Here is an 18,853-nt window from a genome sequence, read left to right as displayed (position 1 = left end):
GCGTGGGGCGGTGGCGCCGGGGCCGGCGACGGGCGGGCGCGCGGCGGTAGCACCAGGGCCAGCGATGGGAGGGGTCGCTCCGGGGCCGGCGGCTGGGGCCGTGCCCGCAGGGCGCGTGGCACCTGGACCTGCCGCGGGCGTCGCGCCTGCCACGGGGCGTTGGGGCGCGGAGCTGGCGGTTTGCGCCACCCCGCCGGGCTGCGGACCTCCCGCGACGTTCGGAGCGGCTCCAGCGGGGCGCTGTTGCGCGGCGGCGTTCGGGGCCGCGGCGTGTGCGGCACCCGTGGAGGGCTGGGCACCTCCGGCACCGGGCGCTCGTGGGCCCACTTCCTGCGCCATCCTGGCCTGGCCGGCGAACGACACCGAGTCCAGCTCCTTGAGCAGGAACGCGAGCCGCAGCAGGTGGTCCGCGTCCTGCGCGAAGTCCGTCAGCAACTGAGCGACCGAGCGCACGCCGTCGATGACCGTGAGCGCGCGGACCTCGTGCGGTGTGAGGCGCAGCTCGCTCGCGGCCACGACGCCACCGGACTTCATGATGGGAAGCTGGAGCACCGGGGTCAGCCGGCGCTTGAGGTCCGCGGAGGGAATCCGGCGCACCGTGTCGCTCAGCACGGCCCAGCGGTGGCCCAGCGGCATCGCCTTGTGCGAGGACAGGTCCTTCAGCTCGAAGGTGAACGTCCCGGTCTCAGCCCGCAGGCCCCTGGAGAGAATGCCGCCCGCGCGCTGCGCCAGGATGGCGAAGGCGGTGGCTGGCTGGAGCAGTCCCAGACCGAAGAGCGCGGTGAGCAGGTCTCCGCCAAAGCGCTCCAGCGTGGGCTCGGCCCGCTGAAGCTGCTCGGGCGTGAGCAGCCGCGCCGCGACCAGTGACGGCCCGAGCGCCTCTTCGGGATGGGACGAGTCGACGAACTCCGGGTTGCCCTTGCGGAAGTGAATCTGGACGACGCGGTCCGCCAGCGTCAGCGACAGCAGCCCCGTCTGCTCCCGCGCGGCGATGCGGCCATAGAGGCGGATGGGGGAGAGCTGCTCGAGTTGGCCGAGGGCCGGAATCTCCGGTGCTGCGTCATCGCCCTCTACCGCGGGCACCGCCACGGGGGCGGACGCCGGGGCCGGGCTCGCGGGGGGAGCGCTCGGCGGACGCGCGGCTCCCGCCACGGGCGGAGGTGGCACCGCTCCGGGAGGACGGGCCTGCTGGGCGGGCGCCACGGGACGCTGCGCGGGGTCCACAGCGGCCCGCGCACCGGGACCCGCCATGGGGGCCGCGCCAGGGCCCGCCACGGGCCGGACACCGGGACCCGCGATGGGCGCCGCGCCAGGGCCCGCCACGGGCCGGACGCCGGGACCCGCCATGGGGGCCGCGCCAGGGCCCGCAGCTGGGCGGACACCTGGACCCGCGATGGGCGCACCTGGGCCCGGACTCGGCGCGACACCGGGGCCTGCCGCGGGCCGGACACCTGGACCCGCTGTGACGGGCGCTCCGGGGGCCACGCCCACGGGGGCGCCCGGTGCGGCCTGTTCCGCGGCGGAGACGGGCGGTGCGCCTGGGCCCCACAGCTCGCGGGGAACGACCTCGCGCGCTTCCGGGAAGCGCCAGGGAAAGGCGAAGTTGAGCCCGTCCTCCGACATCTGGAGCCGGCCCTGGATGGAGCCGCTTTCGATGAGCAGTTCAATGGTCGGCAGGGTGAGGGGCCCCCACATGGTGCCCCTGTCGTTGCGGACCCAGTACTGCCGGACCTCACCCTCCGCCATGCGCGGCCTTGCTCCTTCGTCCTGCGAGAAAAGCGAACCCTACCGCTGTCCTCCGTCGCATCAAAGCAGAGCGCCGGAGCGCGAGCCCCTTACTTCGACTCAGGGCGCCGCGCCATCCAGTGCCGCCAGCCCGAGCGCTGCCAGACATGCCGCGTCCGCTTTCTGTTCAGCGGGCGGGTCGAAGCAGTACACCTCGCTGTCGAAGACCTTGCACAGCCCGTTCGGGGTGGACGCACAGGCCGATTTCGAGAAGGCGGTGGTGCAGTTGTACCCACACACCGGGCCCTCCTCGGTGTTCTTGCACTGCGGCGCGGGCAGTTCGCGCTTCCAGGCGCACAGGGCGGCGGGGGAGGGGTCGAAGCAGGTGATGCGGCCACTGGCCAGCTTGCACACGCCCGCGGGCGTCCGAGCGCAGCGCACTCCCTCCGAGGCGTTGATGCAGCCATAACCACACGTCAACTCCATGGCGTTGCTGTGGCACTGGGCGGTGGGCGTGTCCTTGCCGTACACGGCGAACACCACGGCGGGCGGGTCGAAGCACTCCACCTCGCCGCCCCGGCCCCGGCAGACGCCCGCGGGGGACTGCGCGCACTTCACCCGGCCGGGCTGCGTCGCGCAGTTGTAGCCACACGCCACCACCCCGTCGATGCTCTGACACTCCGGCTTCGGCAGCGCCGCGCCATAGGCCTTTTGCACGTAGGCCGGCGGGTCGAAGCAGGCCGCCTGCCCGTCAATCACCTGGCAGTGGCCCTGCGGTGTCTGCGCGCAGCGCACCCGCTGTCCGTCCGACTTGCACCCATAGCCGCAGGACACCTTGCCGTCGATGGCGCGGCACGTTGGGGCGGAAGGGTCCTGCGGAATCGGAACCGAGCCTAGGGTGAGCGCCAGCACGGTGAGGAAGGAAGCGAGCACGGGGACCTCGGCGGGGGGCGGAGTCGTCCCGGCATTGACGCCCAAGGAGCGTGATGACGCAAGAAGTGGGCGGTCATGGGCGGCGGGCCGGGCCCGTGGTACCCAGGCGCCGCCCGCGAGGAGGTTCCCCCCGGTGGACGTGGACGTCAGTGCGCTGCACCTCATCCTGCTGTGCGTGGCCGCGCTGATTGCCGGCATGGTGGATGCCATCGCGGGAGGCGGCGGGCTCATCTCCCTCCCCGCGCTGCTGGCCGCGGGCCTTCCGCCCCACGTGGCGCTGGGCACCAACAAGGGACAGTCCGTCTTCGGCTCGTTCGCCGCGCTGGTGCGCTTCTCCCGCGCGGGGCTGGTGGATGGGAACCTGGCGCGAGTGACGTTCCCCTTCGGCCTGGGTGGGGCCTTCGGGGGCGCGGCGTTGGTGCTGCTGGTGAAGCCGGAAGTCCTCAAGCCGCTGGTGCTGGTGCTGCTCATCGCGGTGGCGGTGTTCCTCGCCTTCCGCAAGTCGCCGCGTCCGGGGGACAAGCCGGAGCCCGGGCCGCCCGCGCGTGCCCGGGCCATTGGCGCGCTCATCGCGCTGGCCATCGGCACCTACGACGGTTTCTTCGGACCGGGGACGGGGACGTTCCTCATCGTGGCCTTCTCGTCCCTGCTGGGACACGGCCTGGCGCGCGCGTCCGCGGACGCGAAGGTGGTGAACTTCGCCTCCAACCTCGCCTCCGTCGCGTTGTTCGCCTTCAAGGGTGTGGTGCTCTGGAAGGTAGCGCTGCCCATGGCCGGCGCCCAGTTCGCGGGCGCCTACCTGGGCGCGCACCTGGCCGTGAAGGGCGGCGACAAACTGGTGCGCAAGGTGGTGCTGGGCGTGGTGCTGGCCCTGGTGCTCAAGCTGGGGCACGACGTGATGACGGCCTGAGAAGCCGTCACCCCGCCATCAGCCGATGTGCACCAGCAGCGCCTCCCGGCGCTTCGCCACGGCGGCCATGAACTTCTGGAGCTCCTCGAAGTAGGAGAGCAGCTCCTCCAGGAGATCCACCTCGGACTCGGGCTCGTCCCATGTCCCGGGGTAGATGTCCTGGGCCTGCATGGCGGACGCGTCGTAGCGCGCGCGCAGCGTCTTCTGCGTCACCTGCTGCAGCGCCGTGGCCAGGGCCTGCACCTGGGCCGGCGTGAAGACGCGCGCGGTGCCTTCCTCGGAAGGGATGTCGCCCACGTCCTCGCCGCCACGCACCAGGAAGTCCAGCGGCGCGCTGCCTTCCCACGGCGTTCCGGTCAGCAGGTACTGGAGGCCATGCCACGCCTCGCCGATGTCCAGCTCCAGGAACGCCGAGCCCTTCGGGTCACCGAAGTCCTCGTCATCGTCGACGAAGTCCTCCAGCCGTTCGGGGGCCTGGAGCAGGGCAACGCGCTGGGCTTCGGTGGCACTGCGCAGGGTGCAGAGCATCTCCATGGAGCTATTCCACCACCACCAGCTTGGCGTTGTTCTCCACGGCGATGCCTTCCTTGGCGAACAGCTCCGTTACCTTGCCGGCCTTGGGGCTCTTGAGCTCGTTCTCCATCTTCATGGCTTCCACCACCACGAGGCCCTGGCCCTCCTTCACCTCGTCGCCCACCTTCACCAGCACCTTCACGACCTTGCCCGGCATGGGCGCGGTGACCAACTGCTTGCCCTCGACGGAGAAGGCCGCGTTGGCCGCGCGCAGCCGGAGCCGGCGCTCATCCGCCACGTCGATGCGGTTCACCTGGCCGCGCAGGAGCACGCCAATCTCGTCGCCGTTCTCCTCGAACTCGACGTTGTACGACTGGCCGTCCACCAGCATGGACAGCGTGCCGTGCTCCAGCGCCAGCGCGTCCACCTGGTACGTGGTGGCGCCCACGGTGATTTTGAACTGGTCGTTCCCCAGGGGCTCCAGGTCCACCGGAACCGCTTCCTTCTGGCCCTGCTGCTTCGTGAAGTAACGCATGGAAGTCCTTCCGAGCTTTGGGGTTAGCGGCGCGTGCGCAGCGCCAGCTTCCACGGGGAGACGCCGCCGTTGCCACCGCCCTGGCCGGCACTGGGCAGGGTCTTCGCGCGCTTCTGGTCCTTCTGGTACGTGTGCACCACGCTGGCCAGCAGCGCCATCTCGCTCAGCTTCGGGTCCTCCGCGCCCAGCAGTGCATCGTGCTGGCGGGTGAGGAAGCTGGTGTCGTAGTCGCCCTCGATGAACTCGGGGTGCGCCAGAATCGCCTTCAGGTAGCGGATGTTGGTGGTGATGCCCTTCACCACGTACTCGGACAGCGCGCGCTGCGTGCGCGCGATCGCCTCGCGCCGCGTGGGGGCCCACACAGACAGCTTGGAAATCATCGGGTCGTAGACGTTGGGCACCGTGTACCCGGGGAACACGCCCGAATCGTCACGCACGTTCGGTCCACCCGGCACGCGCAGGTACGTAATCTTGCCCGGGCTGGGCATGAAGTTGCGGCTCGGGTCCTCCGCGTACACGCGGACTTCAATCGAGTGACCGCGCGGCGTGGGGGCTTCGGTGAGGCCGAGCTTCTCGCCCTCGGCGGCCTTGATCTGCATGGCCACCAGGTCCAGGCCCGTCACCCACTCCGTCACCGGGTGCTCCACCTGGAGGCGGGTGTTCATCTCCAGGAAGTAGAAGTTGCGGTGCACGTCCACCAGGAACTCCACCGTCCCGGCGCCCACGTAGTTGACGGCCTTGGCCGCCTTCACCGCGACCTCGCCCATCTTCGCGCGCAGCTCCGGCGTGAGGATGGGGCTGGGCGTCTCCTCCACCACCTTCTGGTGCCGGCGCTGCGCCGAGCACTCGCGCTCGTTCAGGTGGATGGTGTTGCCGTACTGGTCCGCGAAGACCTGAATCTCCACGTGGTGTGGCTTCTCCAGGTACTTCTCGATGTAGACGGCGTCGTTGCCGAAGGCGTTGAGGGCCTCGCTCTTGGCGGCACGCCACGAGGACTCGAAGTCCTCCATGCGCTCCACCTTGCGCATGCCCTTGCCACCGCCGCCGCCCGCGGCCTTGAGCATGACGGGGAAGCCAATCTTCTCCACGTAGGCGCGCGCTTCCTCCACGGAGGGGATGGGCGCGGTGGTGCCGGGCACCACGGGCACGCCCGCCTTGATCATGTTCGCGCGGGCGCGCGTCTTCTCTCCCATGGAGTCCATGGCGGAGGCGGGCGGCCCGATGAACGTCAGGCCTTCGGCTTCACAGGCGCGGACGAAGGAGGCGTTTTCGGAGAGGAAGCCGTAGCCGGGGTGGATGGCATCCGCGCCAGCCTGCTTCGCGGCGTCGAGGATGCGCTGCTGCACCAGGTAGCTCTCACGCGAAGGCGGGGGCCCCACGAAGATGGCCTGGTCGGCCGTGCGCACATGCAGGGCGGAGCGGTCCGCCTCCGAGTACACCGCCACCGTGGCGATGCCGAGTTCCTTGCACGTGCGCATCACCCGGATGGCGATCTCGCCGCGATTGGCGACGAGCACTTTGCGGATCTTGGGCATGGGGCCCGTCTAGCACGGGGCGCCCCTGTTTGCCGCCTCTACTTCCGGGTGTTGAGGTACTGCTCCATGTAAGCGCGAGCCTGTGTCAGCTTGGCCTCCACGAAGCGGTCGTCCTCGTCCGGCTCCGGCGGAGCGGGCGGACCCGACCGTCCAGGTTCGTTGCCGAAGTCGACCGCCGCAGCCAACAGGTTGCGTGCCGCGTTTCCGCCGCCGAAGAGGCGGGCCAGCATGCCCGTCTCCACGTCCAGCCAGCGCGCCGCCTGCCGGATGACGTCCAGAACCTCACCTTCCACGGCCTTGGACGGGCGGCCCGGGCCGCTGATGCAGGCGCGCGCGTAGCTGTGTTCGCGGTCCACGAAGAGGCCCAGCGCCCGGTCCCGGAAGTCCTGTGCCAGGGCCTGACTCATGGCGTCGAGCTGCTCCTCCAGGAAGGGCTGCTCGGACTTGCGCGCCTTGCGGCCAGGGGCGGGCGGGAGCTCCAGCTCGATGGCGTGCCAGCCGGCATCGGCCAGCCCCTCTGGCGGAGGCTCCACCCACTTCACCTCGGGCGCGGCCAGGTCCACCGCTTCGCAGACGCGCTTGAGCGTCTGGCGCAGGGCGGTGAGGTTTCCTTCGACGTCGGAGAGAAAGAGGATGAGGCGACGGTGGGGCAAAATGAGATTCCTTTCCTGGCCCCTGTAAGCCCGTTCGTCATCCCCAAATTTCCCCCTTCGCGCGCGCCTGCCTGCCCTGCTGGCGGCAGAGGGCGGGCAGGCGAGGGCTGAAGAAACCTAGAGCGGGATGTTGCCGTGCTTGCGGGGGAGGTTCTCCTGGCGCTTGTCCTTCAGCAGCTCCAGGGCGCGGATGAGCTTCGCGCGCGTCTCCTCCGGACGGATGATCTCGTCGATGTAGCCCAGCTCGGCCGCCTTGAACGGGGTAGCGAACTTGTCGCGGTAGTCCGCCGTCAGCCGGGCCCGCTCGGCGGCGGCGTCCGGGGCTTTGGCCAGCTCGTTGCGGAAGATGATGTTGACCGCGCCCTCGGGGCCCATGACGGCGATTTCGGCGGTGGGCCAGGCGAAGTTCATGTCCGCGCGGATGTGCTTGGACGCCATGACGTCATAGGCGCCGCCGTAGGCCTTGCGGGTGATGACGGTGACCTTGGGGACGGTGGCCTCGGCGTAGGCGTACAGCAGCTTGGCGCCGTGGGTGATGATGCCGCCCCACTCCTGGTCGGTGCCGGGGAGGAAGCCGGGCACATCCACCAGCGTGACGAGCGGGATGTTGAAGCAGTCGCAGAAGCGCACGAAGCGCGCGGCCTTGATGCTGGCGTCGATGTCCAGCACGCCGGCGAGCACCGCGGGCTGGTTGGCGACGACGCCCACGCTGCGCCCGTTCATGCGCGCGAAGCCGATGACGATGTTCTTCGCGAAGTGCTCCTGCACCTCGAAGAAGTGCTTTTCGTCGACGATGGCCTTGATGACTTCCTTGATGTCGTAGGGCTTGTTGGGGTTGCTCGGGACAATCGTCTTGAGCGACTCCTCGGCCCGGAACGCGTCGTCCTCGCACGGCTGGACGGGCGCCTCTTCCTGGTTGTTGGAGGGCAGGAAGGAGAGCAGCTCGCGCGTCATCACGATGGCGGCCTGCTCGTTCTCCGCCGCGAAGTGGGCCACGCCGGACTTCTGGTTGTGCGTGACGGCGCCGCCCAGCGCCTCCTTCGACACCTCCTCGTGCGTCACCGTCTTGATGACGTCCGGGCCGGTGATGAACATGTACGAGGTGTCCTTCACCATCATGATGAAGTCGGTGATGGCCGGCGAGTACACCGCGCCGCCCGCGCACGGACCCATGATGAGCGAAATCTGGGGCACCACGCCGGAGGCCAGCGTGTTGCGCACGAAGATGTCCGCGTAGCCGGCCAGGCTCTCCACGCCTTCCTGGATGCGCGCGCCGCCCGAGTCATTCAGGCCGATGACGGGCGCACCCACGCGGGTGGCCAGGTCCATGATCTTGCAGATTTTCTGCGCGTACGCGCCCGACAGCGAGCCGCCGAAGACGGTGAAGTCCTGGGCGAAGACGAAGACCTTGCGGCCTTCCACGGTGCCGTAGCCGGTGACCACGCCGTCGCCCGGAATCTTCTTGTCGCCCATGCCGAACTCGCTCGAGCGGTGGGTGACGAACTTGTCCAGTTCGCAGAAGGAGCCGGGGTCAAGGAGCAGGTCGATGCGCTCGCGGGCGGTGAGCTTGCCGGACTCGTGCTGCTTGGCGATGCGGTCGGCGCCGCCACCCAGCTCGGCCTGCTTCTCCATCTTCTCGAGACGTGCGCGGAGGGGGTCCTTCTCGGGAGTCTGGTCCATGGGGCGCGTCTAGCATGATTGGGGCGGGGACGCGCTGCCTGGATTCCTGACTTCCATGGCCGGACGCATGGGGTCGTCAAGCACTGCATCCACCGCCGCCAGGTCCAGGCCGTAGCGCTGGCGGACCTCCACCAGGGGGGACTCCCACATCTGACACCACGGTGCCCCGAAGAGCAGCCGGGCCCGTTGTCCCAGCAGCCAGCCCCGGACGATGGCGCGCATGCGCTCCTCGCGCTGGGAGAACGCGTAGAGGAGGGTGTTCGTCAGGCCGCCCGCGAGGATGCCCAGCGCGAAGGGGCTGCCCACCTGGGCCAGGCTGAAGGCCTGGATGCCCAGCTCGCCCGCCACGCTCGTCGGAAAGCCGGTGAGGACGTGCCAGACGTCATGGGATTCGAGCAGGTGCGCTCGCACGTACTCCTCGTCGGTCCGCGCCTCCAGGTAGGGCAGGGCGTCAGGGTTCACCTGGTTCGCCTCCAGGTGGTCGACGAATGCACGTCCCAGGGAGTGTTCGGGCAGGGCGCGCAGCGCGGCCAGGTGGAGCAGGCCCATGCGCGGGCGTTCGGTGAAGGCCTGGGCCGCGGAGGCGTGGCGCATCAGCCGCTCCACCAGCCGCCGCATCGCCACGGGGGGCGCGAGCACGGGGGCCAGACCCAGGACGTCCTGGAGTTTCTCCGGGTCGCGGAGGGCCCGTGCCATCCGCCATGCCGTCCACGCATACGCGACAGGATTCCACATGGTGCCTCCAAGGCGGGGGGGACGCTGGGGCCGCCCCGTCCAGCGTATGTGGGAGGCGCAAGGGCGGGGCGGGGCGGCCGCGGCCGTGCTCGCGGGCGGACATCCCGAAGGCCGAGGAGCGGACACTCAGGGGGCGGGCAGTCGACCGGGCCGCTTCCAGGTCCGTGCGCGCCGGGTGGAGGGGACGGAGGTTGAAGCCATAGGAGGGTCGCCATGCGTGCCGCGCGAGGTTCCTTTCAAATCGGCTCGTTCCGCGGCATTCCCGTCCGCGTCCACTTCTCGCTGTTGCTGGTCCTTCCGCTGCTTGCGTTTCTATTCGGCGGCGCCTTCCGGCGTGCGGCGGAGGTGGCGGAAGTCCCCCCGGAGCGACTCGGCGGCTCGCCCGTGCTGTGGGGGCTGGTGGTGGCGTTGGGCTTGTTCGCGTCCGTGTTCATTCACGAACTGGCGCACACCGTGTACGCGCTGCGCCGTGGCGGGACGGTGCGCTCGATTACGTTGATGATGGTGGGCGGTGTGTCGGAGTTGACGGAGGCGCCGCCGCGTCCCCGGGACGAAGCGCTGATGGCCGCGGTGGGGCCGCTGACGAGCATCCTGCTGGCGGTGCTGCTTGGCGGCGCGACGTGGCTGCTCCAGGAGGCGCGCTCGTTCAACCTCCAGTTCGCGTTCTTCTACATGGCCAGCCTGAACCTGTTCTTGGGTGTGTTCAACCTGCTGCCCGCGTTCCCCATGGATGGGGGGCGCATCGTCCGCGCGTCGCTGGCGGGACGGCTGGGGATGGTGCGCGCGACGCAGGTGGCGTCCTGGCTGGGACGTGGGTTCGCGGTGTTGTTCGGTGTGTGGGCGGTGCTGTCGCTCAACCCGTTCCTGGTCGTCATCGCGTTCTTCATCTTCATGGGCGCGCAGGGGGAGGCGCAGCAGGTGCGGATGAAGATGACGCTGGAGCGTGTGCCGGTGGCCGACCTGATGACGCCGCGCCGGGTGGGCGTCAACGCGGGGGCGTCGCTGGAGCAGGCGCTGTGGGACTTGCGGCGTGAGCGGTTGTTGCTGCTGCCGGTGACGGAGGACGGAAGGCCGGTGGGGCAGGTGTCGCTGGAGACGGTGCGGGGCGTGCCAGATTCGGAGCGCATGACGCGCACCGCGCGCGAGGTGATGGTGCCCGCCGTGGTGGTGCGGCTGGATGAGGATGGGTGGACGGCGCTGCGGCGCATGGCCGAGGAGGAGATGCCCCAGCTCGTCGTGGTGGAGGCGGATGGGGCGCTGGCGGGGACGCTCGACGTGAACGACGTGCAGCGCGGTATGGAGCTGTATCAGGCGCGCGAGGAGCGCAGTGGTCAGCAGGAGCGGCGGTGGCGGCAGGAGCGGCCGGCGTGACGGGACTCATGTGGGGTTGAGGTGCTGGCTCGGTGGCCTCCTCCTCCGCCGGGGCGAGCGCGTCGGACGCCTCCCGCGGGGGCGCGGTACGCGGTGTCGTTTGGCCGACAGCGGCTCCGGCGGTGTCCGCGAGCGCACCTCGATGCCAGTCGCGCGTCTCATCCGTGGCGATTGAGTCTGGAGGAGGCCCAGCACCGCCGGAACAGTCCACTCCGGCGATGTGTTACATGGACCTTCGGCACCAGGCAGGCGATGGCCGCGGCGGGATCCTCCCAGCGCGACTCCAGGTTCTTCCGGCGGTGACCCTGGCGGCGTGAGAGCGGGTGGACGTTGTCGCAAGCAACGAAGGCGAAGTTTCTTGAGTCGGGGCCCTTCCTCCAGGACCTCCGGGCGCGGGTGGAGGTTTATCTAGAAGCGAGTGGGCGCTCGCCTCGTGACCTCCCGCGCATGTACGCGAAGACGGTGGTCATCCTCGGCTGGTTCGCGGCCTCTTATCTCTGGCTCCTCTTGGGAGCCTCAGGCCCGTGGGGGGCGGTCGCCGGCTGCGTGTCCCTGGGGCTGGCCATCGCGGGCGTGGGGTTCAGCGTCCAGCACGACGCCAACCACGGAAGCTACTCGGTGCATCGGGGCATCAACCGGATTCTCGGGTGGACGCTCGATGTCATCGGTGGCTCGTCCTATGTGTGGAGCTGGAAGCACAACATCTTCCATCACAGCCACACGAACGTGGTCGGTCTCGATGAGGACATCGACATCCAGCCACTGTGCCGGCTGGCTCCTGGCCAGCGGCTGCACACGGCGCATCGCTTCCAGCATGCCTATATCTGGGGGCTCTACGCGCTGCTTCCCATGAAGTGGCACTTCGTCGATGACTTCAAGGACCTGGTCACCGGACGCGTGGGACGGCAGAAGATGCCGCGTCCCGGCGGGCTGAAGCTGGCCGGGGCCCTGGGCGGGAAGCTGCTGTTTTTTGGCTGGGCCATCGCGCTGCCGTTGTTCTTCCACCCGCTCTGGCAGGTCGCGCTGTGTTACGCGCTCGCCTCGTTCGTGCTCGGGCTGACGCTGGCCACCGTGTTCCAACTGGCGCACTGCGTGGAGGAGGCGGACTTCTCCCTGCCGCCGGAAGCCAACCGTCCCTTCTCCCGTGACTGGGCCACGCATCAGGTCGCGTCGACAGTGGACTTCGCACGCGGCAATTCGCTGGTGAGCTGGTATCTGGGAGGGCTGAACTTCCAGGTGGAGCACCATCTCTTCCCTCGGGTGTGTCACCTGCACTACCCGGCGCTTTCGCGCATTGTCGAGGACACCTGCCGGAGGCACGGCATTCGCTACCGGGCGAACGAGAGCGTCGGTGCGGCGTTGAAGAGCCACGTGCGTTGGCTCAAGCGGATGGGACAGCCAGCCATCGAGGGGGCGGTATGAGTGACGAGAAGGTTCGGTACGGGCGGGCGCAGAAGTTCCGGCTCTCGGCCAAGGGCACGGAGGCCGTGGCCTCCTATTCCGCCGTGATTGAGGCGGCCAGATCCGGCAGCGGCCGCGCCCAATTCGACGCGGCTCGGGCCAAGTGGGGTGCATCGCTCGGGCTTGCCGCGGAGGACGGGCTCTACCTGGTGGAGTTCGAAGCGGGCGGGCGCACCATCTCCGAGGCGGCACGCAACCTTGAGGACTGCGCCACCTCCGCGAAGGCGGTCAAGGACGCCGTCGAGCGGTTGTTGAAGTGCGGCATGCTCGAGCCCCTGCCCGCGCCTCCTCTGCCCGCCGCGCCTCCCCGCCGCTACTGGTAGGCCCGCGACGCCGAAGAAGGCGGGTCAAGCCCGCTCGAAAGCAACGACTCATCGACGATGCGCTGGCTGTGGCGGATGCCGCCGTCGGCGGCGCTGTCATCGAATGTCTGGCTGAACCGCGCGCGTGTGCACGTCCACTCCTGCGTGGGCCGCCACGCGATCGTCGGCTGGTGCAGCGCAGGTCGCGTACGTCTCGGCGAAGCTCCAACGGGTCTGGCTCTCATCTTGAGCACGCAGCCCGGAGGGAATGTGCGCGCAGGGGGCGAGCGTGAGGTCCATGGCGGCATCCCAACACTCGGGAAGCGCCAGGGAACGGTAACCCGCCACGGTGAGTCTCTGCTTGCGGTACCTACCTGGTGCGTTGCATATGGGGCGCGCAGGGCGGCATCCAGGACACTTTCAGACGAGGCCGCCGCCCGGTGCCCTCACGGGCTCGCGCCACGGCGAAGTGCCCTCGATAGCGGTGGGTTCGGATGATTGCCGTGAGCGAGCCCGGAGGCTGGCGGCGTGAAAGGAGGGTTGTCCATGTACGAAGCGCGTGTAAGCTGCCATTCATGGAAAGCGCGCCATCCTTGCATTGCTGTGCGATGTGGGGCCCGCTGGCAGCCATTGTTCTCTCGGCGCTGGGGTGTGGCGGGAGCGCTCATTCCACCGCGGCCCGTCAGCCCGTGTACCTGGCCCAGGCGCAGTGCGGCCCCATGGATTCGACGGTGAGTTGCTGCGTGAAGACGCACCCGGCCACGCCTGAGCGCTGCGGGCTGACGGCCTCGGAGGCGAGCAAGTACCTGGTTCCGATGAAGGCCGTCGAGTCCGCGTCCGAGGCCAGCGAAGAAGCCATCCCCGGGTGGAAGCAGGTGTGCATCGACGCCTACGCCCAGTGTCAGGAGCAGGCCTGGTCAGGCTCTTGTTACGACTGCTTCCGGTATTGCGAAGGGCAACACGAATGGCCCGTGGATAAGTGCCGCCGTCGCAAGGGAGGCGAGTGAGTCCATGGCCGAGTCGATTGATTGGGACCCGGTGCGTGAACTGGCGCGACGCGTGGAGGCCGGTGAGGCGCTGTCGCTGACGGTCGAGGTGCGCGCCTTGCTCCTCCGCTCGGCACGAGAGGTGGGCATTCCCGAAGAGGATGCACATGCCGCCGTCGCGGGCGTTGCCACGGCGACAGCGCTTCTTCATGAGACTCGCCGCCGCATTCGTGATGGCTCGCAACGTCTCATGCGCGCTCTGACGGGGGCCCGCCGGCTTCGGGACGCGGGCGACGCCGCTGGCGCGCGCGCGCTACTTGAAGACGTGCTCGCGGTGGAGCAGGTGCCCCTCTATCGCGAGCAGGCCGAGTTGGCCCTGGAAGACATGGAGTGAGTTGCCTCACGGAAGCTGCGAAGCCAGTCATGGCGAACCGCCTGATGAGTAATACCCCATGGGGTACCAGATGCCACGGCTGACGGGCTCGTTCATGTTCGGGCGAACCGACCTGGCGTCCAACGTGGTGATGTCCACGTCCTCGATGATTCGGGCCACGGACAGCATGGGCTCATCCCCGAAAATGAACTCGCGAACGAGCCCTATGGCGTCATCGGCCGTGAACGCGGTGACGCCGCAGCCCAGCAGCAGACATTGGCGCGCCAACGGCTCGGTACCATTGCCGCGGTCGAACTCCAGCCAGTAGCGATGAAGGAGCTGATTCTTCACGGGCATCATGCTCGGCCTCGACAATCAGGTGACAAGGAGTCGTGGGTGGGGCCTCGCTCAGGCCGCAGCGGCACCCACGCCGTAGTAATGCTGGCTGAGCTCCGCCTCGCTGTTGAAGCGCGGGTATTGCCCCTGCTTCAGTGACGAGGCGTCCGGAAGCGCGTTGGCGTTGGTGCGTTCCAGCAGGTCTGCGAGGAAGCGCGCATAGGCTTCACGTGGCGCCACACCCGGATAGAAGTGGTTCAGCGCGAGCCCCGCGACGTTCATCCGCAGCACTCGCGGTCCGTCGTTCGTGCTACCCCAGGAGAGCACCAAGTCGGTGAGCACCGTCTGTCGCGGCGGCGTCCCCGGAGGCCCGGCGACGGGCAGCATGCCCACGGCAATCGCCAGCACTTCCGTCATGGCCATCGTCCGGCGTTGGCCATTGGCGGCCTCCACGGTGAGGGCCATGTCCGTCATGCCCACGATGCGGCAGGGGAAAACGCGCGGCGGCGCGGGTGGGGCGTCCACGGTGGGCGTTGGCGCAGCGTCCCGCTTCTTCCATGCGTTCTCTTCCAGCACCCGCGTGATTTCGGCGTCCAGCTCCCGGACCCGGTCACCCGCCGACGCGGCTTCTCCCGTCAGCAGCGGCTTGGCGCGCGCGAGGTACCCTGCTGCCCGCTCGAGGTCCTTGTAGTGCGCCATCCGCAGCTCCGTGGCGCGGATGAGCGCGCGCACCGCGATGATGCCCGCGCCCCCGCCCGCCACGCTGTACAGGGCTTCCGTCGTCTCCAACGAGGCCGGCGGCGCGTCTTCCGTGTCCAGCGCCTGCGCCAGCTTCCACGCGGAGGCGGGCCGCAGCGCGTCGATGGGCAGTAGCGAGACCAATGGCTCCATCGCGAACCACAACGCGTCCGTGGAGGCGCGACCCGCGAGCGTATGGAGCGCTCGTTCCACCCGCGCCGTGCCGGCCTGCGTCTTGCCGTCCTCCAGCTCCATGCGGCCCAGCGACAGCAACGCGTCGGTGTGGTCCGGCTGGGTCTTCAGCAAGTGCTGGAAGCCCGCGCGTGCGGCTGTGCGGTCTCCCTGGTCGAGCGCCGCCTGGGCCTCCGCCAGCCGCGGGTCGGCTACCCAGCCGCCCTGCTTCGCGGCGAGCGCGGGCGCCACCACCCGTTCCTCCAACTGCGTGACGCGCAGCAGCGACGCGCCCGCGAAGCCAAAGGCGAAACCGCCGATGTGGGCCATCACCGCGACGCCAGTGTTGTTGCCCAGGAGGTAGTAGTTCAGCACCTCGTTGCCGAACCACAGGCCGCCCCAGACCCAACCGGGAACGGGGAAGGTGCCGCGGAAGATTTTCAGCAGCCAGACGAAGTAGCCGATGCGGACCCGTCGCTGGGCGAAGCGCAGACAGAAGGCGCCCATGCACGCGGCCACGGCGCCGGAGGCACCCACCATCACCGACTCCGACGAGGGGTCGATTGCATAGTGGGCCACGCCCGCCACCAGCCCACCCACGACATAGAAACCCGCGAACAGCGGCCGGCCCCAGGCATCCTCGAGCAGCAGGCTGGTCACGTAGAAGAACAGCAGGTTCCCCAGCAGGTGCATCCACCCCAAGTGGAGGAACATGTACGTGAGCCAGCCGGGCTGGGCGAGTCCCCGCGCGGGCACCAGGGAGAATCGCGAGAGCAGGCTCGAGTCGTGCTGGGCGATGAGCTCCTCGCAGCGCTCATTCAGTCCCTGCTGCCGGTTCGTCACGCTCTCCGCTCCGTCGGATTCCGCGACGCGTTGGTGCATGTTGCGCACCAGCCTCCGGCCCGAATCGGACAGCAACCGCTCCGCACACGCGGGAGGGAACTCCAGGTCCGGGTGCTCGAGCGACTGCTCCAGCAGGGAGCGCAGCTCGTTTTCACCCACGCCCAGGGGATTGGACGGAATGACCCAGGAGATGAAGAAGGCCACGATACAGATGGCCGCGATGGTGATGGACACCCGAGGCAGACGCTCCAGCTCGGTGTTGTCCACCCCCAGGGGCAGGAACAGCATCATGGCGTGGTTTCCCCCTCGTGCTGCGTGTCGGCTCCGTCACGCAATGACGCCCTGACATACCACAGGATGGGTGGCTAAAGGATTGGCTCGGTCCTGCCACTTCAGGTGAGGAGGCGCAGCCAGCTTCCTGCATTCCGGGTGGCGCCCATGAAGACGGTCGCAACTCAAGGGGGCAATGACTGCCCAGTCCCAAGTAGCGATATGAAGGGTCGCGCGACTCCAAACGGAGGCCAATGCCAATGAGATCCAATATCGCCCGGAAGCTCACGCGAGGCATCGTTGCTTTGTTCCTCATGGGGTTCTCGACGCATCTTCTGTTACTGGATGGCCTTGACGGCTTTCTTTGGTCGCTCATCTTCAGACCGAGCACCCACTTTGCTCCGGGCTATTCGTGGCTGGCCTTCAGGCGCGTTCAGCCCGGCATGAGTCGGGATGAAGTCGTGAAGCTCCTCGGCGAGCCGATGAAGGTGCACGACACGCCAACTCAAGGGACGTTGTGGCTCTATTCGAAGAGCCCCACCGATTCCCATTACAGCCGGCGAATGGTGGTCTTCTCGAATAGCGGCGTGGTCATGCGCGTCGCGCACGAGTACTACGTCGATTGACGGTCTGGAGACCGCCCCGGCTGCTGACGACGCCTAGGGCAGCGGCCAGGTCAGGGACACGCGGTGGGCGCCACCAGGAGCGGCGTCCATCCACCCGGTGATGCGCTCGCTGCGCGCCAGCAGCGGCCCCAGCTCCGAACTGGCCGCGAAGAGGGCGGCCAGCAGCTCATCCGCCAGGATGTCCGTCAGGGAGATTTGTGCCAGGCCTCGCGCCACCCGCTTGGGGTCCAACGCGAAGTCCACCGGGTGCACCGTCTTCGTGCCCGTCTCCGTCAGCGCCGCCAGCGTGGCCTGGGTTGCCGACTCGTCATTGCCCAGGACGAGCTGCTTGCCCTTGAATCGCACGAACACGTTGCCGGCCTTGAGCGGGAGCTTCCAACCGTCCTCCAGCACCTGCACGTCCGGGAACTTGCCCAGCGGGGCCAGCGCGGCCTTCACCGCCGCGACGTCCGTCACCTCGGCGGCCACGGCCTGGCGCACCGCGAAGAAGCGCGTCGACATCGCGCGCAGGGAGCCGCGCACCTGGACGTGGTCCATGTTCACCAACATGTGGCCAGTGAGCTGCTTCGTCACGGCCTTCGCCATGGACACCATCTGCTCCTTCGGACACGTGGGGCACAGGACCTGGAGCGTGGAGCGCATCGTGTCCACCGTCTGGAACAACCCCATGGGAGAGATGGACGCCCGCGAGGAGAGCAGTCCCTCCGAATTCATCGCCGCGTAAGGGCTGGTGCCTCGCGCCTGGAAGACCGGCAGCTGCAACTTCGTCGTCACGCCTTCCACCTGCAGCGCGTTGGCCGTGCCGTCCAGGCCCACCACCGTGTTGCCCGACACGACGAATGCCACGCCCGGTACCTTGCCCAGCCGGGCATCTCGCGCGGGCGTCTTGCCCACCAGCCGGACGGATTCCTTGAGCAGGTCAGCGCCGCCGCGCTCGATGGCGCCGAAGGCGCAGACCTCCTTGCCCTTCATCGCGTAGCCCATGCTGCCGCCCATGTCGCGGTCGACATGCATCGTCGTCACCCCTCCGCGCGTGGTGGGCTTCGCTTCGGCGCCGCCCGCGGCGGTGATGGCTTCGGCGGCCTTCGCCTGGAACACCTTGGCGTCAGCCACCCGCATGCAGGACACGCGGCCGTCCTTGCGCATGGACACGGTGGCTGGACCGGCCGGATCCAGGCCCAGCTCGGACAGGGATTGGGGCCGCGTGGGGTCGACGGCGAGGAAGGGGTGCAGCTCCGTCCGCCACGCCGAGGGACGCAGCAGCGCGGCGTGCTGGCCCGCTCGCTCCAGGAACGCGGCCAGACCCGTCAACGCATCCACCTTCGGCACATGGACGAGCGTCTGCGCCGAAGCGGCGGCACGGGGAGCGGGGGCCGTTGCCAGGGTGGCGGCCAGGACGAGCGAGGAGAGCATGTCTCCGTGAGAACAGCCGAGCTCCCACACTGTCAAGGAGGGACTCGCAGGGGCTCTGGCCCTCGCCGTGGCCCAGGCGCCGCGCCGCCCGCCGCCCCAGCGCGCGGCCTCCAGCGAGTCAGGCCACGACACCGGACCGATGTCCGTGCCTGCTGTGCCGCATCCGGCCTACAGGCGGCCGGCGTTGGCCCACTCAATCATCCGCTCCGCCAGGTCCTCGGCGTCGCGGCGCAGATGCACCAGCTGGAGCACGTGGTCATCCGTGCACGCCAGCGCCATGCGCAGCACGAGCGAATCTGCGAAGCGCAGCACCTGCGCGATGCTGATGCAGTCGCGGTCCTCGCTGGTCCCCGCGAAGCGCGCCGCGTCCGCGTCCATCGTCAGGCCTTCCGCCAGCAGCGCCTGCACCAGCGCGGCACGCGCCACCGGGTGCTCGTACTCCGCCGCGTCGCGCAACTGGCGGCGCCACGGCTGCGACTCCCAACGCACCAGCGACGCGTCCTTGGCGCGATTCACCGGCTGCGTGCGCTTCTTCTTCCAGAATCCCCCAGCAAGCACCGGCCTCGAGACGTTCATCTCCATCACTGCCCCCTCTCCACTACGGGGTCCATCCACAGGCATGAGCGACATGGATGCTGCTCCGTCGGTACCGCGCGTGCTGCTTCCGAGCCCGCCCGGCGCGGCGGCGGCGGGCCTCGTTTCTGCTGCCCTTTATTACGGCGAGTCGGCATTTCCTTGACTCAC

At 68.9% G+C, this 18,853-nt stretch carries 19 protein-coding genes; 7 read left to right on the top strand and 12 right to left on the bottom strand.

Annotation, left to right across the window (positions count from 1 at the left end; genetic code table 11):
• A partial coding sequence (locus tag F8M74_RS33210; protein WP_163884666.1) for a DUF4388 domain-containing protein occupies positions 1–1,746 on the bottom strand: 1,746 nt, incomplete at its 3' end.
• Between the two features lie 99 nt (positions 1,747–1,845).
• On the bottom strand, positions 1,846–2,658 hold the full coding sequence (locus F8M74_RS33205; protein WP_141255391.1) for a hypothetical protein: 813 nt from the start codon (positions 2,656–2,658) through the stop codon (positions 1,846–1,848).
• A 133-nt stretch (positions 2,659–2,791) separates the two neighbouring features.
• On the opposite strand from F8M74_RS33205, the gene F8M74_RS33200 reads away from it, so the two are divergent.
• Positions 2,792–3,568, top strand: a complete 777-nt coding sequence (locus F8M74_RS33200; RefSeq protein WP_141255390.1) for a TSUP family transporter — start codon at positions 2,792–2,794, stop codon at positions 3,566–3,568.
• A gap of 18 nt (positions 3,569–3,586) precedes the next feature.
• On the opposite strand, the gene F8M74_RS33195 is transcribed toward F8M74_RS33200, so the two are convergent.
• From F8M74_RS33195 to F8M74_RS33170, 6 genes are all read right to left on the bottom strand, one after another.
• The gene (locus F8M74_RS33195) at positions 3,587–4,102 is read right to left on the bottom strand and encodes a YfbM family protein (RefSeq protein WP_141255389.1); all 516 of its coding nucleotides are present in this window, start codon (positions 4,100–4,102) and stop codon (positions 3,587–3,589) included.
• Positions 4,103–4,106: 4 nt separating this feature from the next.
• Positions 4,107–4,616, bottom strand: coding sequence for a biotin/lipoyl-containing protein (locus F8M74_RS38585; protein WP_141255388.1), 510 nt, complete (start codon positions 4,614–4,616; stop codon positions 4,107–4,109).
• A 23-nt stretch (positions 4,617–4,639) separates the two neighbouring features.
• A complete protein-coding gene (gene accC / locus F8M74_RS33185) occupies positions 4,640–6,151 on the bottom strand; it encodes an acetyl-CoA carboxylase biotin carboxylase subunit (protein ID WP_141255387.1) in 1,512 nt (503 codons plus the stop codon).
• Positions 6,152–6,189: 38 nt separating this feature from the next.
• Positions 6,190–6,804, bottom strand: coding sequence for a hypothetical protein (locus F8M74_RS33180; RefSeq protein ID WP_141255386.1), 615 nt, complete (start codon positions 6,802–6,804; stop codon positions 6,190–6,192).
• Positions 6,805–6,921: 117 nt separating this feature from the next.
• Positions 6,922–8,484, bottom strand: a complete 1,563-nt coding sequence (locus F8M74_RS33175) for an acyl-CoA carboxylase subunit beta (protein ID WP_141255385.1) — start codon at positions 8,482–8,484, stop codon at positions 6,922–6,924.
• A gap of 9 nt (positions 8,485–8,493) precedes the next feature.
• Complete coding sequence (locus F8M74_RS33170; RefSeq protein WP_216620577.1) at positions 8,494–9,219, bottom strand: Coq4 family protein; 726 nt, start codon at positions 9,217–9,219, stop codon at positions 8,494–8,496.
• Positions 9,220–9,432: 213 nt separating this feature from the next.
• On the opposite strand from F8M74_RS33170, the gene F8M74_RS33165 reads away from it, so the two are divergent.
• The 5 genes from F8M74_RS33165 to F8M74_RS33145 all read left to right on the top strand — a co-directional run bounded on the left by F8M74_RS33165 (position 9,433) and on the right by F8M74_RS33145 (position 13,733).
• Positions 9,433–10,590 carry a site-2 protease family protein gene (locus F8M74_RS33165; RefSeq protein WP_141255383.1) on the top strand — a complete coding sequence of 386 codons (1,158 nt, stop codon included), beginning with the start codon at positions 9,433–9,435 and terminating at the stop codon, positions 10,588–10,590.
• A 447-nt stretch (positions 10,591–11,037) separates the two neighbouring features.
• Positions 11,038–12,012, top strand: coding sequence for an acyl-CoA desaturase (locus F8M74_RS33160; protein WP_228560677.1), 975 nt, complete (start codon positions 11,038–11,040; stop codon positions 12,010–12,012).
• A complete protein-coding gene (locus F8M74_RS33155) occupies positions 12,009–12,374 on the top strand; it encodes a hypothetical protein (RefSeq protein ID WP_141255382.1) in 366 nt (121 codons plus the stop codon). The genes F8M74_RS33160 and F8M74_RS33155 overlap by 4 nt, the downstream gene beginning before the upstream one ends.
• 698 nt (positions 12,375–13,072) lie before the next feature.
• A complete protein-coding gene (locus tag F8M74_RS33150; protein ID WP_225888555.1) occupies positions 13,073–13,360 on the top strand; it encodes a hypothetical protein in 288 nt (95 codons plus the stop codon).
• 4 nt (positions 13,361–13,364) lie between these two features.
• Positions 13,365–13,733: a DUSAM domain-containing protein gene (locus F8M74_RS33145; protein WP_141255380.1), complete on the top strand. Its 369-nt coding sequence runs from the start codon at positions 13,365–13,367 to the stop codon at positions 13,731–13,733.
• A gap of 27 nt (positions 13,734–13,760) precedes the next feature.
• On the opposite strand, the gene F8M74_RS33140 is transcribed toward F8M74_RS33145, so the two are convergent.
• Both F8M74_RS33140 and F8M74_RS33135 read right to left on the bottom strand, forming a co-directional pair.
• Positions 13,761–14,072: a hypothetical protein gene (locus F8M74_RS33140; RefSeq protein WP_141255379.1), complete on the bottom strand. Its 312-nt coding sequence runs from the start codon at positions 14,070–14,072 to the stop codon at positions 13,761–13,763.
• 48 nt (positions 14,073–14,120) lie between these two features.
• On the bottom strand, positions 14,121–16,091 hold the full coding sequence (locus F8M74_RS33135) for a rhomboid family intramembrane serine protease (protein ID WP_141255378.1): 1,971 nt from the start codon (positions 16,089–16,091) through the stop codon (positions 14,121–14,123).
• Positions 16,092–16,330: 239 nt separating this feature from the next.
• Between F8M74_RS33135 and bamE the strand changes: the two genes are divergently transcribed.
• Positions 16,331–16,696, top strand: a complete 366-nt coding sequence (gene bamE / locus F8M74_RS33130) for an outer membrane protein assembly factor BamE (RefSeq protein ID WP_162295107.1) — start codon at positions 16,331–16,333, stop codon at positions 16,694–16,696.
• 33 nt (positions 16,697–16,729) lie between these two features.
• On the opposite strand, the gene F8M74_RS33125 is transcribed toward bamE, so the two are convergent.
• Both F8M74_RS33125 and F8M74_RS33120 read right to left on the bottom strand, forming a co-directional pair.
• A complete protein-coding gene (locus F8M74_RS33125; protein ID WP_228560675.1) occupies positions 16,730–18,109 on the bottom strand; it encodes a hypothetical protein in 1,380 nt (459 codons plus the stop codon).
• Between the two features lie 168 nt (positions 18,110–18,277).
• Positions 18,278–18,691, bottom strand: coding sequence for a hypothetical protein (locus F8M74_RS33120; protein ID WP_228560673.1), 414 nt, complete (start codon positions 18,689–18,691; stop codon positions 18,278–18,280).
• Positions 18,692–18,853 lie beyond the last annotated feature (162 nt).

Origin of the sequence: Myxococcus sp. CA023 (assembly GCF_010998615.1) — a bacterium.
GTDB lineage: Bacteria > Myxococcota > Myxococcia > Myxococcales > Myxococcaceae > Myxococcus.
The sequence above is the reverse complement of the archived record's forward strand: the minus strand, read 5'-3'. Positions and strand labels throughout refer to the sequence as shown.

Bases quoted from the DNA above. Each gene is read 5' to 3' on its own strand.
- F8M74_RS33195 (WP_141255389.1), bottom strand. From the start codon at position 4,102: ATGGAGATGCTCTGCACCCTGCGCAGTGCCACCGAAGCCCAGCGCGTT.
- F8M74_RS38585 (WP_141255388.1), bottom strand. From the start codon at position 4,616: ATGCGTTACTTCACGAAGCAGCAGGGCCAGAAGGAAGCGGTTCCGGTG.
- accC (WP_141255387.1), bottom strand. From the start codon at position 6,151: ATGCCCAAGATCCGCAAAGTGCTCGTCGCCAATCGCGGCGAGATCGCC.
- F8M74_RS33175 (WP_141255385.1), bottom strand. From the start codon at position 8,484: ATGGACCAGACTCCCGAGAAGGACCCCCTCCGCGCACGTCTCGAGAAG.
- F8M74_RS33170 (WP_216620577.1), bottom strand. From the start codon at position 9,219: ATGTGGAATCCTGTCGCGTATGCGTGGACGGCATGGCGGATGGCACGG.
- F8M74_RS33165 (WP_141255383.1), top strand. From the start codon at position 9,433: ATGCGTGCCGCGCGAGGTTCCTTTCAAATCGGCTCGTTCCGCGGCATT.
- F8M74_RS33160 (WP_228560677.1), top strand. From the start codon at position 11,038: ATGTACGCGAAGACGGTGGTCATCCTCGGCTGGTTCGCGGCCTCTTAT.
- F8M74_RS33155 (WP_141255382.1), top strand. From the start codon at position 12,009: ATGAGTGACGAGAAGGTTCGGTACGGGCGGGCGCAGAAGTTCCGGCTC.
- F8M74_RS33150 (WP_225888555.1), top strand. From the start codon at position 13,073: ATGGATTCGACGGTGAGTTGCTGCGTGAAGACGCACCCGGCCACGCCT.
- F8M74_RS33145 (WP_141255380.1), top strand. From the start codon at position 13,365: ATGGCCGAGTCGATTGATTGGGACCCGGTGCGTGAACTGGCGCGACGC.
- F8M74_RS33140 (WP_141255379.1), bottom strand. From the start codon at position 14,072: ATGATGCCCGTGAAGAATCAGCTCCTTCATCGCTACTGGCTGGAGTTC.
- F8M74_RS33135 (WP_141255378.1), bottom strand. From the start codon at position 16,091: ATGATGCTGTTCCTGCCCCTGGGGGTGGACAACACCGAGCTGGAGCGT.
- bamE (WP_162295107.1), top strand. From the start codon at position 16,331: ATGAGATCCAATATCGCCCGGAAGCTCACGCGAGGCATCGTTGCTTTG.
- F8M74_RS33125 (WP_228560675.1), bottom strand. From the start codon at position 18,109: ATGCTCTCCTCGCTCGTCCTGGCCGCCACCCTGGCAACGGCCCCCGCT.
- F8M74_RS33120 (WP_228560673.1), bottom strand. From the start codon at position 18,691: ATGGAGATGAACGTCTCGAGGCCGGTGCTTGCTGGGGGATTCTGGAAG.